The 14,999-nt window shown below is 35.1% G+C and carries 15 protein-coding genes; all 15 read left to right on the top strand.

Going from position 1 to position 14,999, the window contains the following annotated elements:
- The first annotated feature begins 18 nt into the window (after positions 1-18).
- Positions 19-369: a hypothetical protein gene (locus CLOLE_RS16990; protein ID WP_013658352.1), complete on the top strand. Its 351-nt coding sequence runs from the start codon at positions 19-21 to the stop codon at positions 367-369.
- A 146-nt stretch (positions 370-515) separates the two neighbouring features.
- Positions 516-1,889, top strand: a complete 1,374-nt coding sequence (gene tilS / locus CLOLE_RS16985; RefSeq protein WP_013658351.1) for a tRNA lysidine(34) synthetase TilS — start codon at positions 516-518, stop codon at positions 1,887-1,889.
- 4 nt (positions 1,890-1,893) lie between these two features.
- Positions 1,894-2,412 carry a hypoxanthine phosphoribosyltransferase gene (hpt, locus tag CLOLE_RS16980; protein WP_013658350.1) on the top strand — a complete coding sequence of 173 codons (519 nt, stop codon included), beginning with the start codon at positions 1,894-1,896 and terminating at the stop codon, positions 2,410-2,412.
- Between the two features lie 29 nt (positions 2,413-2,441).
- On the top strand, positions 2,442-4,409 hold the full coding sequence (gene ftsH / locus CLOLE_RS16975; RefSeq protein ID WP_013658349.1) for an ATP-dependent zinc metalloprotease FtsH: 1,968 nt from the start codon (positions 2,442-2,444) through the stop codon (positions 4,407-4,409).
- 142 nt (positions 4,410-4,551) lie between these two features.
- Entirely contained in the window at positions 4,552-5,529 is a 978-nt protein-coding gene (locus CLOLE_RS16970) for a biotin--[acetyl-CoA-carboxylase] ligase (RefSeq protein WP_013658348.1), read from the top strand.
- A 19-nt stretch (positions 5,530-5,548) separates the two neighbouring features.
- Entirely contained in the window at positions 5,549-5,989 is a 441-nt protein-coding gene (locus CLOLE_RS16965; RefSeq protein WP_013658347.1) for a DUF6145 family protein, read from the top strand.
- A 100-nt stretch (positions 5,990-6,089) separates the two neighbouring features.
- The gene (locus tag CLOLE_RS16960; RefSeq protein WP_013658346.1) at positions 6,090-6,731 is read left to right on the top strand and encodes an ECF transporter S component; all 642 of its coding nucleotides are present in this window, start codon (positions 6,090-6,092) and stop codon (positions 6,729-6,731) included.
- Positions 6,732-6,745: 14 nt separating this feature from the next.
- Positions 6,746-7,954: a bifunctional phosphopantothenoylcysteine decarboxylase/phosphopantothenate--cysteine ligase CoaBC gene (gene coaBC / locus CLOLE_RS16955; RefSeq protein ID WP_013658345.1), complete on the top strand. Its 1,209-nt coding sequence runs from the start codon at positions 6,746-6,748 to the stop codon at positions 7,952-7,954.
- Between the two features lie 89 nt (positions 7,955-8,043).
- Positions 8,044-8,814: a type III pantothenate kinase gene (locus tag CLOLE_RS16950; protein WP_013658344.1), complete on the top strand. Its 771-nt coding sequence runs from the start codon at positions 8,044-8,046 to the stop codon at positions 8,812-8,814.
- A 12-nt stretch (positions 8,815-8,826) separates the two neighbouring features.
- Complete coding sequence (gene dusB, locus CLOLE_RS16945) at positions 8,827-9,801, top strand: tRNA dihydrouridine synthase DusB (RefSeq protein WP_013658343.1); 975 nt, start codon at positions 8,827-8,829, stop codon at positions 9,799-9,801.
- 193 nt (positions 9,802-9,994) lie between these two features.
- Positions 9,995-10,471 (top strand): transcription elongation factor GreA, encoded by a 477-nt coding sequence (gene greA / locus CLOLE_RS16940; protein WP_013658342.1) that lies wholly within the window; start codon positions 9,995-9,997, stop codon positions 10,469-10,471.
- A 26-nt stretch (positions 10,472-10,497) separates the two neighbouring features.
- Positions 10,498-12,027: a lysine--tRNA ligase gene (gene lysS, locus CLOLE_RS16935; RefSeq protein WP_013658341.1), complete on the top strand. Its 1,530-nt coding sequence runs from the start codon at positions 10,498-10,500 to the stop codon at positions 12,025-12,027.
- A 250-nt stretch (positions 12,028-12,277) separates the two neighbouring features.
- Positions 12,278-13,504 carry a putative glycoside hydrolase gene (locus tag CLOLE_RS16930; protein WP_013658340.1) on the top strand — a complete coding sequence of 409 codons (1,227 nt, stop codon included), beginning with the start codon at positions 12,278-12,280 and terminating at the stop codon, positions 13,502-13,504.
- A gap of 51 nt (positions 13,505-13,555) precedes the next feature.
- Entirely contained in the window at positions 13,556-13,954 is a 399-nt protein-coding gene (locus CLOLE_RS16925; RefSeq protein WP_127067664.1) for a hypothetical protein, read from the top strand.
- On the top strand, positions 13,944-14,954 hold the full coding sequence (locus tag CLOLE_RS22060) for a hypothetical protein (protein WP_013658338.1): 1,011 nt from the start codon (positions 13,944-13,946) through the stop codon (positions 14,952-14,954). The genes CLOLE_RS16925 and CLOLE_RS22060 overlap by 11 nt, the downstream gene beginning before the upstream one ends.
- Positions 14,955-14,999 lie beyond the last annotated feature (45 nt).

Below are 14,999 nucleotides of genomic sequence, written 5' to 3'. Positions count from 1 at the left end.
CACTTAAGGAGATGAATAATGAAAAAGCAAATTACCATAGATGGACAGCAAAGTGATTGGTTTGAAAAAGCTGTTTTTGTTTTAAAAGAAAGTAAAACCACTCCGATTCCTAATAATTTATTTCAATATGCAGAGCATTTAGTTGAAAACCAGCTTAAGAAATCGCCTATTTCATTTAACCAAACCTCTAAAAAAATAGAAACACCCTATGACCCCTATCTAGAAAATCTAAAATTAGAAGCAGCCAGGAAACATGAGCTAGCCTTAAAACGGCAAAAGAGAGCTAAGATGATTGATGCCTTTCTCTATCTATCCATTTCTTTTTGTTTCATATGTGTAATGTTTTTACTTTTTAAAATATATTCCTAGCCTTTAAACTATTGAAAAGTAAGCTGTTTTTGATTTATAGTAGAATAAATATGAGATAGCGTGAGTAAGATAGATAAGATTCATTGATTTGAATGTGAAAATTTATCAAAACCTAAAATATGGCTATACTATATAAGGAGCGTAGGATGGCGGAGCAAATTCATAAAAAGATAAAAAGGTTCATCGAGAAAAATCAGTTAATCGAACAAGGAAACGAGCTTATTTTAGGTGTATCAGGAGGCATGGACTCTATGATGCTCCTTCACTATTTCTACACTTATAAGGAAGTATATCAGGTAAGTTTAAAAGTGGCTCATATCCATCATGGTATTAGAGAGAGTGCGGATTTAGATGCGGCCCTGGTAGAAGAAACTTGTAGGGCCTATCATATTCCTTTTTATAGACATAATTGCAATATTAAAGCGCTAGCAAAGCAAAAAAAATGCTCAGAGGAAGAGATTGGAAGAGAAGAAAGATACAATTTCTTTATATCTTTATTAAATCCGGGTGCTAAAATAGTAACAGCTCATAACATGAATGATCAAGCTGAAACGATGATGATGAGATTTTTTAGAGGAACAGATATTAAAGGACTGGGTGGTATTTTACCTAAAAGAGGGCAAATCATTAGGCCTTTATTAGATGTGACACGGAAGGAGATAGAATCCTACTGCAAGGTACATCAGGTGCCTTTCAGACATGATGAAACCAATTTTATGCCCATTTATACCCGTAATAAGATTCGGTTAGAATGTACACCTTATATAGAAAGTGCGATTAATCCTTCTTTTATAAAAGTATTAGGTGAACATAGTCAGCTCTATAGAGAGGAAGAAGATTTTTTAGAAGGTTATACAAAAAGTTTATTTGAGTTAGTGGCCAGTCAGCAGGAAACAGCTATTGTGCTAGATGAAAAATTACTTAAAAGCTATCATCCGTATATGCAAAAAAGGCTTTTTTTTATGGCAATAGAAAAGCTTACAGGCAGTTTAAAGGATTTTAGTTCTAAGCACTTAGAAAGCGCCTTAGCTTTAATGGAAGGACAAAGTGGAAAAGAAATTCACTTGCCCAAGCAAGTTACTTTACGTAAAATCTATGATCAGCTTATTCTTACTAAGGAAAAGCTAAGTTCATTGTCTTACGCTATACCGTTAAGTCTAGGTACACAAGAGATTAAAGAAGCAGGCTTAGTCCTTAGCTTAAAACTTGTTTCTAAAGAGGCAATTCATCAAAAAAGTGAAAACTTATATACTAAATATATTGATTATGGTAGAATAAAAAATGGATTGCAAATTCGTACAAGACAGCCTGAAGATTATATTTCCTTAGGCGCTGGGACGAAAAAGCTAAAAAAACTTTTTATCGATGAAAAAATCTCTAAGGATGTAAGAGATAGTTTACCTCTTATTGCAGATGGAGATGAAATTATATGGGTTATAGGGAGCCGTTTAAATACGGACTATTATGTTACCCAAGAAACCACTAAAGTCTTAGAAATACAAATGATGAATGAGAGGTAAAGGCATGCTTAATTTAGAAACGCTCATATCAGAAGAAAGATTGCAAGCTCGCATCGCTGAGTTAGGAGCTGAAATCAGTCATGATTATGAGGGGAAAGAGATTATTGTTTTGTGTATCTTAAAAGGTGGGGTCATGTTTATGACTGACCTTGTTAAACATATTACAGTACCACTCAAAATGGAGTTTATGGTAGTATCTAGCTATGGTGATGAGTATAAAAGTAGTGGTATTGTAAAAATCGTTAAGGATTTAGATGAGCCAATTACGGATAAACATGTACTTATAGTAGAAGATATTATTGATTCAGGTAGAACGCTAGCTTATGTGAGAAAAATGTTAGGAGAAAGAAAGCCTGCAAGTATTAAGCTTTGTACCTTACTTAATAAAGAAGAAGAACGTGTAACAGACGTTGAAGTAGAGTATGAAGGCTTCAAGGTAGGCAATGAATTTGTGATTGGCTATGGTTTAGATTATAAGCAATATTATAGAAATCTACCTTATATTGCAGTAAATAAAGGGTAACCCCAAGAGTCAGAAAGGAGGATTTAATTATGAAAAAGAAATTCAAAGGAACTTATGTGTACCTTATTTTAGTTGTTGTTCTGACTTTATTTGTATTCTATGGCACTAGTAGAGATTTAAGTGATACATCTCCTAAAATGAGTGCGCTTGATGTAATGACAGCAATAGAAAATAAAGAAATCAAATCTATAGAGCAAATTATCTCAAGTGGTGATGATGGTAAATTTATCGTTACAGATAAAGACGGTAATAAATCAACCATTAGTGTTGCTCAAGAAGCATTTAGTAACTATATTTATAACTTATCTCCGGAGCTTAGAAGCTCATTTAAGTTTACAAGTAGTGAACCACAAACAAGCTTATTCTTCCCAATCATGCAGATTGTACTGATTATCGGTATGTTTATATTCATTATGATTTTCTTTGTACAACAAATGCAAGGTGGTGGAGGCGGCGGTGGCCGTATCATGAACTTTGGTAAGAGCAAAGCCAAGATGACCATCGACGAAAAAGGAAATATTACCTTTAAAAATGTAGCAGGTCTTGAAGAAGAAAAAGAAGAGGTTGCAGAAATTGTTGACTTCCTTAAAAATCAAAATCGCTATATCCAAGTAGGTGCTAAGATTCCTAAAGGTGTCCTTTTAGTAGGACCTCCAGGAACAGGTAAAACCTTACTTGCTAAAGCAGTAGCTGGTGAAGCTGGCGTACCATTCTTTAGTATTTCAGGTTCAGACTTCGTTGAAATGTTCGTAGGTGTAGGTGCTTCTCGTGTACGTGACCTTTTCGAACAAGCAAAGAAGAATGCACCTTGTATCGTATTTATTGATGAAATTGATGCTGTAGGACGTAAGCGTGGCGCTGGTCTTGGCGGCGGACATGATGAAAGAGAACAAACACTTAATCAATTACTTGTTGAAATGGATGGGTTCGGTGCTAATGAAGGTGTTATTGTAATGGCTGCTACAAACCGTGCAGACATTCTTGACCCAGCTCTTCTTAGACCAGGTCGTTTTGACAGACAAATTGTAGTAGGTAGACCTGATGTTAAAGGACGTAAGGATATTATTAAAATCCATGCAAAAGGTAAACCATTAAATGAAGATGTTGATATTGAAACGATCGCTAAGATTACTTCAGGCTTTACAGGAGCAGATCTTGCGAACTTAATGAATGAAGCAGCCTTACTTACTGCACGTCACAATAAACGTGCTATTGATATGGAAGAGGTTCAAAAAGCTTTCGTTAAAATCGGTATTGGTACAGAAAAGAAAAGCTACGTTATTACTGATGAAGATAAACGTATCACTGCTTACCATGAGATTGGGCATGCTATCTTACATGAAATTTTAGATAAAATTGAGCAAGTACACAGTGTTTCTATTATCCCAACAGGCTTCGCTGCAGGTTATACAATGCCAGTACCAAAAGAAGATCATAGACATATGACTAAAACAAGAATGCTTCAAGAAATTATTAGCTTACTTGGTGGTCGTGCAGCAGAAGAAATCGTTATTGGTGATATTACAACAGGTGCTTCTAACGATATCGAAAGAGCAACTAATATTGCAAGAGATATGGTTACTAAATATGGTATGAGTTCTTTAGGGCCAATTAAATTTGGAGATGAACAAGAAGAGCCATTCTTAGGTAGAGACTATAATCATCAACGTAATTACAGTGATGCTTTAGCAACAGAGATCGATAAACAAATTAGTGAAATCGTTCGTGAGTGTCATGACAAAGCTGTTGCTTTATTAAAAGAAAATATGGAAGTACTTCATAGTGCATCTGAAGTGCTGATTAAGAAAGAAAAAATCACTGGTAGAGAGTTTAGAAAGCTTATGAGAGGCGAAAGTGTTGATATTGATAAAGTAGATGATATCAATTTCTTCGAAACAGAAGAAGAACTAGAAGCTGATAAGCAAGCTATGCAGCAAAAAGAAAATACAGAATCAGTAAGCTTAGCTAAAGCAGATGAAACTGAAAATAATTTATAAAAAGTAATGGGGCTGTTACACTTTAGGTGTAGCAGCCTTTTGCTCACTAAGGGAGAACTAACATACTTATCCTATTGCCATATGACTTAAAGTGTTATATAAATATATCATATGTGAGGTTCCAAGGGATGGAGGAGTAATAATGAAAGATAAAGTACTTGCCTTATTAAAAAAGCAAGAAGCATATATATCAGGAGAAGAAATGAGTCAAAGTCTAGGTGTAACGAGAGCAGCTGTATGGAAAGCTATTAAAAAGCTTCAGGGAGAAGGCTATATTATAGAATCAAGTACTAAAAAAGGATATAAATTAGTAGAAAAACCAAATGTGATTACACCAGCAGAGTTAGCACCTATGCTTTGCGGCTATACTTTAGGACAAGTGATTAAGTATTATGAGGTAGTTGATTCTACCAATGAAAAGGCGAAAGCTTTAGCAAGAGAAGGGGCAAGTGAAGGGACTTTGGTGATTGCTGATCAACAATCTGCGGGGAAGGGGCGTTTAGGAAGAAATTGGAACTCTCCAGCAGGTACAGGGATATGGATGAGCCTTATTTTAAAACCAGAGATTTTACCTCAATATGCAAGTCAATTAACCTTAGTAGCAGGACTTTGTATGTGCGAAGCTATCAGAGAGGTTACAGGTTTAGATGCTACTATTAAGTGGCCAAATGATATTGTAGTAAATGGGAAAAAGGTATGTGGCATTTTAACAGAGATGAGTGCTGAAATGGAACGTATCAACTATATTGTATTAGGAATAGGGGTTAATGTGAATCACAAAGCATTTCCTGAAGAACTGCCATTTGCTACTTCTTTAGCATTAGAGGGAAAGCAGGATTATGAACGAGCAAGTCTTATTAAAGCATTTTTAGAACGCTTTGAAAAAGATTATAAGCATTATAAAGTGGATCCTCATTTAACAGCTATTTTAAGCCGGTATGAAGCTCATTGTATAACACTTGGCAAGACGGTGAAAATAATAAGCGGAAATGAGAGTTTTACAGCAGAGGCGAAGGAGATTACCATAGATGGTAATTTAATCGTTAAAACTGAAACTGGTGAAGAAAAATTAATACACTCAGGTGAAGTTTCAGTAAGAGGATTATATGGTTATATTTAGAGAGGAAAAGGAATGAACTATGGAAAAACATGTTTTAATATCAGTATCACCTTATGTACAAAAGTACTATATCAACGATTTATATGAAGATTTACCAAAGGATATTAAGGAAACATTACGAGCTAAACTAGGTGTTATTGCAGAAAAAACAAATGCTATTATTTCCCTAGGCTTTTATGAAGATGGCGAAGTGTTTATGGAACAACGTTATGAGGACTTAAGTTTTTATGATGAGATTGGAGCAGAACTTAGAATTAAGAAGTTCCAACAAGATGAGGTAGAACTTTTAAAGGCTGTTAAGATGTGGTATGTGGTTTATCATACACCTAATGGCGCTATTGTAAGAGATGTGGTAGTACTTCAAAGTGAAAATAAAAGTAAAGAAGAGATTATTAGTACTATAGTGGAAAAATATGGGGAAGCTTTTAAGGAATTCGTTATAATGCTTTTGGAAGACTAAGGAGTAAATTGCCTATACTAATATAAACTATTATGCTATAATGTATGCTGTTAAAAATAAGCGTTGCATCTTATTAAAGAGCGACAGCAAGGAGGAAAAAATGAATATTAAAAGAAATACTAGGAGTCTAACGTTTTTGGGAGTGCTTATAGCCATTGAACTGGTGCTAACTTTTGCACATATTGGTTTTATACCCTTACCCTTTATGAAGGCAACGATCCTACATATCCCTGTTATCATAGGAGCCATTTTCTTAGGACCTATAGAAGGAAGTATATTAGGATTGGTATTTGGTATTTTATCTGTTGTGATGAATACTATTGAGCCTGGCGTTACTTCGTTTGTATTTTCACCTTTTTATACTTTAGGAACCACTAAAGGAAATGTATGGAGTTTAGTGGTAGCTCTTGTACCTAGGGTACTAGTTGGGATTACATCTTATTACACTTATCAGTTCATGAGCAAGTTTGACAAAACGAAATGGTCAGCTTATATAGGAGCAGGTATTGTGGGTTCACTTACAAATACCATATTTGTTATGAGTTTTATTTATTTATTTTTTGGACAAGCTGAACCTTATGCAAGTAATACAGCACAAGGTATTGGATTTGTTTTCAAGGTGATTATGGGCGTTGTACTTACTAATGGCGTACCAGAAGCCATTGTAGCAGCTGTTTTAGTAAGTGCAATAGGTAAGGTATTAAGTAAGGTTTTTAAAACGCAGCGTATTTTAGCAAGGTAGAGGTTAGGTGACATATGAAAAAACATATTATATTAGGTGTAACAGGTGGTATTGCTTGTTATAAAATGTTAGATGTAGCTAGCAAGCTTAGAAAACTAGGATATGAAATGAATACAATCATGACTCAAAATGCCTGTGAATTTGTGGCACCTTTATCCTTTGAAACGATTACCAATAATTATGTGGTAACGGATACATTTGCTAGGCCTCATAAATGGGAAGTAGAGCATATTGCATTAGCTAAAAAAGCAGAATTAATGCTTATTGCCCCAGCTACAGCTAATATTATCGGTAAAGTAGCTCATGGTATTGCAGATGATATGCTTTCAACTACGGTTATGGCTGCTAGATGCCCCGTAGTTTTTGCCCCAGCTATGAATACAGCCATGTATGAAAATCCTATTGTACAGGAAAATATAGCGTATTTAAAAGAAAAAGGTTATTTGTTTATAGAACCTGATAAAGGCTGGCTGGCTTGTGGTGATTTAGGTGCAGGTAAATTACCAGCACCAGAGGTACTAGTAGACTACGTAACAGAGCTATTAGAAAATAGAAGTGATCTTGGGTCAGAAGCAGAGCAGGATTTAAAGGACAAGCACGTTTTAATAACAGCAGGGCCTACTATTGAAGCTATTGATCCAATGCGTTATATTACCAATCATTCTTCAGGGAAAATGGGATATGCTATTGCTAAGGATGCAGTAAGTAGAGGTGCCAAAGTCATTCTGGTTTCTGGTGTTACTCAGCTAGAGTGTCCTGAAGGAGTGGAACGCGTTAATGTAAAAAGTGCTAGAGATATGTATGAAGCTGTTCATCAGCATTTTGAATGGGCTGATGTGGTTATCAAAACAGCGGCTGTAGCAGATTATAGATCGAAGGCTATAAGTGAGCATAAGATTAAGAAAGATAATAGTCATTTAACCTTAGAATTAGTACCTAATCCAGACATTCTTCAAAGTTTAGGTGAGAAGAAAACCCATCAGGTATTAGTTGGATTTGCGGCAGAGACACAAAATGTGCTAGAATATGCAAAGGAAAAAATCACTAAAAAGCACCTAGACTTTATTGTGGCTAACAATATAGCTGAGGATGGCGCTGGCTTTAAAGGGGATACTAATATTGCTACCATTATTGAAAGTAGCGGAGCGGTTACTGCTTATGAGCAAATGTCGAAGCTTCAGTTAGGTCATGTTATTTTAGATAAAGTAAAAGCTTATTTATAAGATAAAAGCGGTGTTGCAAAGGGTATTTGCAGCACCCTTTTTGAAAGCTTAGGGAGTTTTAATTTGAGTAGCAAGGAGAGAAAACATTTATGTTATTAGCGATAGACATAGGAAATACCAACATTGTTATGGGGGTTATGAAGGGACTAGAATTAATTTCCAGCTTTCGATTAACGACTCAAACTCCACGTACGTCAGATGAATATGGTATTATGATGGTTGAGATGTTAAGACAAAAGGAGATTAAAATCCAAGATATTACAGCTGTCATTATATCCTCAGTTGTACCTGATATTATGTATTCCTTTAATAATGGCATCAAAAGATATTTACGTCAAAAACCTCTTATTGTAGGTCCAGGGCTTAAAACAGGACTAGCTGTTAGAACGGATAATCCAAGAGAAGTAGGAGCAGACCGTATTGTCAATTGTGTAGCTACCTATGAACTTTATGGGGGGCCTTGTATGGCAATAGACTTTGGAACTTCTACTACCTATGATATTGTTAATGCAAAAGGTGAATTTATAGGAGGACTTATTACTCCTGGTATTCGTATTTGTGCTGATGCCCTTTGGCAAAGAGCGGCACAACTGCCACATATGGAAATCAAGAAAACTAAAGGTATCTTAGATTGTAAAAACACCACTACCAGTATGCAATCTGGTTTGGTTTATGGTTATATTGGGCAAATTGAATACATTGTTAAAAAGGTTAAAGAAGAAATGCAATGTGATGACTTAAAAGTAATTGCTACAGGAGGCCTTGCTAAAATTATTCAAGATGGTACAAGTGTCATCGAAAAATATGATGGTATCCTGACTCTTAAAGGTCTTGCACTCATATATGAAAAAAATAGATAGGATGATTAAAAAATGAAGTTTGGTACAGTAGAAACACCCAATAATGTGTTTCTTGCACCTATGGCAGGCATTACAGACTTGCCCTTTAGACTTATTTGTAAAGAATTTGGTGTGGGAATGATGACCACAGAAATGGTCAGTGCCAAGGGGTTACTTTATGAAAATGGTAAAACCAATGATCTTTTATATATAGATCCAAAAGAACATCCCATAGGCGCACAGCTTTTTGGTAGTGACCCTAAAATATTAAGTGAAATGGCAAAACAAGTGGAACAAAGTGATGTGGATTTCATAGATATTAATATGGGGTGCCCAGCACCTAAAATTACTAAAAATGGTGAAGGGTCGGCGCTACTAAAAAATCCGGAGCTTATCGGAGAGATTGTTTATGCTGTAGCTAAGGCACTAACGAAGCCGCTTACTGTTAAGATTAGAAAAGGCTTTAATGATGAAATGGTTAATGCAGTAGAAGTGGCAAAGATTATTGAAGAAGCAGGGGCTAGTGCCATTGCTCTTCATGGCAGAACGAGAGAGCAATTTTATAGTGGCAGCGCTGACTGGGATATTATTAAGGAAGTAAAGCAGCATATCCATATTCCACTTATAGGAAATGGTGATATTAGAACACCGCAAGATGCTAAACGCATGTTAGATTATACCGGTTGTGATGCAGTACTTATTGCTAGAGCAGCTCAAGGTAACCCTTGGATCTTCAAAAGAACAGTTCATTATTTAGAAACAGGCGAACTTTTGCCAGAGCCTACCTTTGAAGAATGTGTACCTGTTATTTTAAAGCATGCTAAGTTATTAGAAGCATACAAAGGTGAGTATGTAGGTATGAGAGAAATGAGGTCTCATCTAACCTCTTATGTAAGAGGAGTACATGGTGCAGCAGACCTACGTAGAACCTTGACTGCTATAGAAACTTATGCTGATATAGAAAGGCTTTTAGAAGCTTGTTTAAAGCGATTAGAAAGCCATGAATAAGCATGAATGTGGTCTCATAAATTGGGCAGTATAATATGAACATATACCTACGCTAGCCAAAGGTGATTAAGTTGACAATACAAGGTGTGTAAGGTATAATTGTTAAATTATAAAATGTAAAAAACATAGAGATAGACATAAGCGTTACTAAAATATATAAAATAATTAGAGGTATAAGAAAGGGAGTAAAAATATGTCAAGCAAATCAGTATTACTCACATATGAGGGGATTAAAAAGTTAGAGGCAGAACTTGAAAACTTAAAAACAACACGCCGTAATGATGTGGCTGAAAAATTAAAAGAAGCAAGAGCACAAGGCGACCTTTCTGAAAATGCTGAATATGATGCTGCTAAAGAAGAACAAGCAGAAATTGAAGTAAGAATTGTTGAACTTGAAACAATGCTTAAAAATGCTGTTGTTATTGAAGCAGAAGAAGGTGCAGTAGAGATTGTAAAACCTGGTTATACAGTAAGACTTTATGATCATACTTTTGAAGAAGAAGTAGATTACCTTATTGTAGGTTCAACAGAAGCAGATCCTGTCAATGGTAGAATTTCAAATGAATCTCCAGTAGGTGCTGCACTTATGAACCGTAGAGTAGGAGATATTGTAGAAGTTGAAACATCTGAGGGTGTTGATAAATATGAAATTTTAGGTATTACAAACTAAGCATTACAAACGAGGAGGAATCAGTAGTGTCTGATCAAAATCAAGTACAAGAACAAGTACAAGAAAACGTTAGCGAATTAATTAAAGTAAGATATGACAAACTTGCAGGTCTTCAAGAAAAAGGGAAAGATCCTTTCAAAATTACTAAGTTTGATGTAACAGCACATAGTGAAAGTGCTAAAGCACACTTTGAAAGCATCGAAAGTACCTTAGAAGAACATGAGATGTCAGAGAAAACTCATTTATCAGTAGCTGGTCGTATTATGGCTAAACGTGATATGGGTAAAGCATCTTTCATTACCATTCAAGATCAAGAAGGACGTATTCAGTCTTATGTTAGAAAAGATGAATTAGGCGATGAAGATTATGCAGATTTCAAGAAATATGATATTGGTGATATCGTAGGTATTGAGGGCTATATCTTTAGAACACAAAAAGGTGAGATTTCTGTACGTGCAAAATCTGTAACACTTTTATCTAAGAGTTTACAAATATTGCCTGAAAAATATCATGGTCTTAAAGATACAGAGATGAGATATCGTCAACGTTACGTAGACCTTATTGTGAATCCTGAAGTTAAAGATACTTTCTTAAAACGTAGTGCTATCATTCGTTCAATGAGAAACTTCTTAGATAACAAAGACTTTATCGAAGTGGAAACACCTGTACTTCACTCAATTGCAGGTGGAGCAGCTGCACGTCCATTTGTGACACACCACAATGCCTTAGATATTGATATGTATATGAGAATTGCACCAGAACTTAAGTTAAAACGCTTAATCGTAGGTGGTTTTGATCGCGTTTATGAAATCGGTAGGGTATTCCGTAACGAGGGTATGTCAATCAGACATAATCCAGAGTTTACAATTATGGAATTATATCAAGCTTTTGCTGATTACAATGATATGATGGATATTACAGAAGAAATGATTAGACACGTATGCAAAGAAGTCAATGGAACAGCAGTTATTGAGTATGATGGCGTAACAATCGACCTTGACAAACCATTTGCTAGAATTTCTATGGTAGATGCTGTTAAACAATATACAGGAGTAGACTTTAGAGCAATTAAAGATCTTGAAGAAGCTAGAGCTATTGCTAAAGAAAAACATGTTGCTTTTGAAGAACATCATATGAAAGGTGATATCCTTAACTTATTCTTTGAGGAATTTGTTGAAGAACACCTTATTCAGCCAACCTTCTTAACAGAACATCCAGTAGAAATTTCTCCTCTTTCTAAACGTAAACCATTAGACCCAGAGTACACAGAAAGATTTGAACTTTTCATCGTTGGGCGTGAACATGCTAATGCATTCTCTGAGCTTAATGATCCAATCGACCAAAGAGGTCGTTTCAAACGTCAAGAAGAGCTTAGAGCAGCTGGCGATGATGAAGCTTGTGAAATTGATGAAGACTTCTTAACAGCTTTAGAATACGGCTTACCACCAACAGGTGGCCTTGGAGTTGGTGTGGACAGACTTGTGATGCTCCTTACTAACTCAGCATCTATTAGAGATGTATTATTATTCCCAACTATGAAACCAATTAGTGAATAAATAAAATGAAAATAGGACTTGCAAATAGATTATTTGCAAGTCTTATTTATGTTAGTGGGTAAATAGTTGTATATTCGAGGGGAAAGGGTGAGGGTTTGTATAATATATTAATAACAGGCAATACTTAATAAAATGCATATTTTTCAAAAAATTAACAATTATGATAGAGTATATTAGGGTATATTGAATAAAGGCATTTAAGTAAAAGATGTGATATAATGAAAAAGAGTGTGTACAGGGGTGCTAACAAATGAAAAAGTACAAACTAAGGCCAGTTAATAGTTATTATTTTTATAAGAAGAAAAAGTCAAGGGCGAGAAAAAGACTACTTTTTGTATGTAGTCTTATTTGTGTGGTATTTATTGGCATATGTATAAACAACGAATTTGGGCAAGACCTTATTACCTTTTTCCCTTTTTTAGAACAAGAAGCTAAAGGCCCTCAAAAAGATGTTTATCTACCTACTACTGGCGTTAAATATGACTTGTATAAAGCACCTACAAAAGTAAAGGGTATTTATATTCCGCCCAGTAAGGTAATGGATTATGAGAATTACATTAGTATGGCAAGAGAAACAGGGATTAATAGTTTTATTATTGACGTTAAAAATGATAATGGCTATCTGACTTTTGCAACAGATAATGAAGTGTTAATAGAAAAAGGTGTTGTACTAGCTAAGCCACCGATGAAGGATGTCAGTCGTATGATGACAAGGCTCTACGAGGAAGGCATTTATCCTATAGCTAGAGTAGTGGCTTTCAAAGATAATGTGGTGGCTAAGAAAGAGCCAGAACGTGCTATTAAGAGCTTATCAGGCCAGATTTATGAAACAAGTGCAGGTGATACATGGTTAGATCCTTACAATAAAGCAAATTGGGATTATCTTTTAGAGATATGTGATGAAGCTGTTAAGCTAGGCTTTAAAGAAATACAGTTCGACTATGTCCGTTTTCATGAGTCTATGAAGCCTACTACGGTCGTATTAGATGAGACCACTTCAAAAGTAGATATTATTACTGCATTTACAAAGTATGCTTGTCAGCATTTGCAGCAAAAAGGGGTGTATGTATCTGCAGATGTATTTGGCGCTGTTATTTTAAGCCAGCTGGATGCTAGTATTGTGGGTCAAGACTTTGCGGCTATGAGCCAGTATTTAGATTATATTTGTCCAATGGTCTATCCTTCACACTATGCAGAGGGGACATTTGGAATTGCCTATCCTCATCTTGACGCTTATGATATAATATTAAATACAATGGAAAAGGGACAGGACTTAATAAGAGAGAATGAAAGAAGTCAGCGAAAAGCCATTATAAGACCATGGCTACAGGATTTTACACTGAAGAGTTTAAAGCCATATCTCCTTTATGGTCCAGAGCAAATAAAAGCTCAAATTCAAGGAACTTATGATGCTGGTCTAGAAGAATGGATTTTTTGGAATGCAGCAGGAAACTATACAGTAGATGGCTATAAATAAGTGCAGGTAGGGGGATGAGATAATTTGACTGACCAAAAGAAGATTATTCTTATGACAAAACTAGCTTTATATGAAAAAAATCATATGAAGAAAGATCAAGCTAGGCTAAATTACTTTATTGAGGATTATATATATATTAATAACTTTAAAACAAGACTAGGAATTACTATTATAACACTTTTTTTTGTGGGAATGGGTGCGTTAAATATCTTAAATGAGGGGGTTATTTTCCCCAAATCCCTATGGGAGCTTATAGACGTGTATTTTAAACCCTACTTCTTACCTTGGATTACAGCACTTATTATTTATACTTCTATTTCAACTGCTATTTATGGAAGAGAGTACCAGGCAGCGAAGCAAAGATTTAAGAATTATAGAAAGTTACTAAAACAGCTAGATACCTATGAGCAGGAGCAAAAGAGTGACGAGGGGGAAGAGCATGAAATCTAATGAAGCACTATTAAGTATGAGACAAAATATTATCAGTGAATTTAAAAAGTATGAGTATATCATTTTGCCTTTTATGAAGTTTATACTCATTTTTAGTGCCATACATATGCTAATAACAGCCACTAATTATACAGGGGCCTTAAGCGGTGTAATAGCTGTGATGTTTTTAGCGCTTATTGGAACTTTTGTGTCAGCACAGTGGATTTTGATAGGGAGTATTCTGTTAACCACACTTTTTATTTTACCTGCTAATCCTATATTTGCAATATTGATGTTTATACTACTTACTATTCTTTATTTGGCGTTTATGAGGCTATTTCCCAAGGAAGGTTTGTTAACTTTAGTAACATTAATGGCTTTTGCGATTAATGTACCATTGATTTTACCTATTATAGTAGCGCTGTTAGGCGGTTATATTTGCATTGTAATGATGATTATAGGTGTTATAGTATGGTTTGTGGTTCCTGAATTAACAGCCGTTATTCAAACGACAACCCTTAACAAAAGTGAAATAGTTGATTTAGCTACTAGCGTGAGTAAGACTGATTTTAATGCCTTACTAATGGATGAAAAGATGCTATCAGTAGTAGTTGTATTCTTTATTGTTTTTTCAGTGGTTTATATTATTAGAAAGCAATCTATTGATTATGCACCTTATATTGCAATTGGAGTAGGAATGGTAGTTAATATATTAGGGTTTGGATTAGCTATCCTATTTTTTGATGATATTGGGATGAAGATGGGAAGTATTATTTTATGGACTGTAATCGGCGGCATAGTGGCAGTAGTTGTCCAGTTCTTTTCAGTGGCCCTTGATTATCAAAGATCGGAAGTTGTTCAATTTGAAGATGATGATAATTACTATTATGTTAAAGTAGTCCCTAAAATAAATGTAAAAGTTAAGCATACTACTGTAAAACATGTTTATACTAATAATAAAGGGCCAAAGGATTTTAATAGCAGAATAATGGAATCTTATAATGAAGATAAAGGTATATAATGGGGAAGGTACAAGCATATTATTAGTAACAGGCTTGTGCCTTTC

It is taken from the genome of Cellulosilyticum lentocellum DSM 5427, from assembly GCF_000178835.2.
Taxonomy (GTDB): Bacteria; Bacillota; Clostridia; order Lachnospirales; family Cellulosilyticaceae; genus Cellulosilyticum; species Cellulosilyticum lentocellum.
The sequence above is the reverse complement of the archived record's forward strand: the minus strand, read 5'-3'. Positions and strand labels throughout refer to the sequence as shown.

Coding starts and splice junctions, on each gene's coding strand:
- coaBC (WP_013658345.1), top strand. CDS start 6,746: ATGAAAAAACATATTATATTAGGTGTAACAGGTGGTATTGCTTGTTAT.
- CLOLE_RS16965 (WP_013658347.1), top strand. CDS start 5,549: ATGGAAAAACATGTTTTAATATCAGTATCACCTTATGTACAAAAGTAC.
- greA (WP_013658342.1), top strand. CDS start 9,995: ATGTCAAGCAAATCAGTATTACTCACATATGAGGGGATTAAAAAGTTA.
- hpt (WP_013658350.1), top strand. CDS start 1,894: ATGCTTAATTTAGAAACGCTCATATCAGAAGAAAGATTGCAAGCTCGC.
- CLOLE_RS16970 (WP_013658348.1), top strand. CDS start 4,552: ATGAAAGATAAAGTACTTGCCTTATTAAAAAAGCAAGAAGCATATATA.
- CLOLE_RS22060 (WP_013658338.1), top strand. CDS start 13,944: ATGAAATCTAATGAAGCACTATTAAGTATGAGACAAAATATTATCAGT.
- CLOLE_RS16990 (WP_013658352.1), top strand. CDS start 19: ATGAAAAAGCAAATTACCATAGATGGACAGCAAAGTGATTGGTTTGAA.
- dusB (WP_013658343.1), top strand. CDS start 8,827: ATGAAGTTTGGTACAGTAGAAACACCCAATAATGTGTTTCTTGCACCT.
- CLOLE_RS16960 (WP_013658346.1), top strand. CDS start 6,090: ATGAATATTAAAAGAAATACTAGGAGTCTAACGTTTTTGGGAGTGCTT.
- CLOLE_RS16925 (WP_127067664.1), top strand. CDS start 13,556: ATGACAAAACTAGCTTTATATGAAAAAAATCATATGAAGAAAGATCAA.
- CLOLE_RS16930 (WP_013658340.1), top strand. CDS start 12,278: ATGAAAAAGTACAAACTAAGGCCAGTTAATAGTTATTATTTTTATAAG.
- ftsH (WP_013658349.1), top strand. CDS start 2,442: ATGAAAAAGAAATTCAAAGGAACTTATGTGTACCTTATTTTAGTTGTT.
- CLOLE_RS16950 (WP_013658344.1), top strand. CDS start 8,044: ATGTTATTAGCGATAGACATAGGAAATACCAACATTGTTATGGGGGTT.
- tilS (WP_013658351.1), top strand. CDS start 516: ATGGCGGAGCAAATTCATAAAAAGATAAAAAGGTTCATCGAGAAAAAT.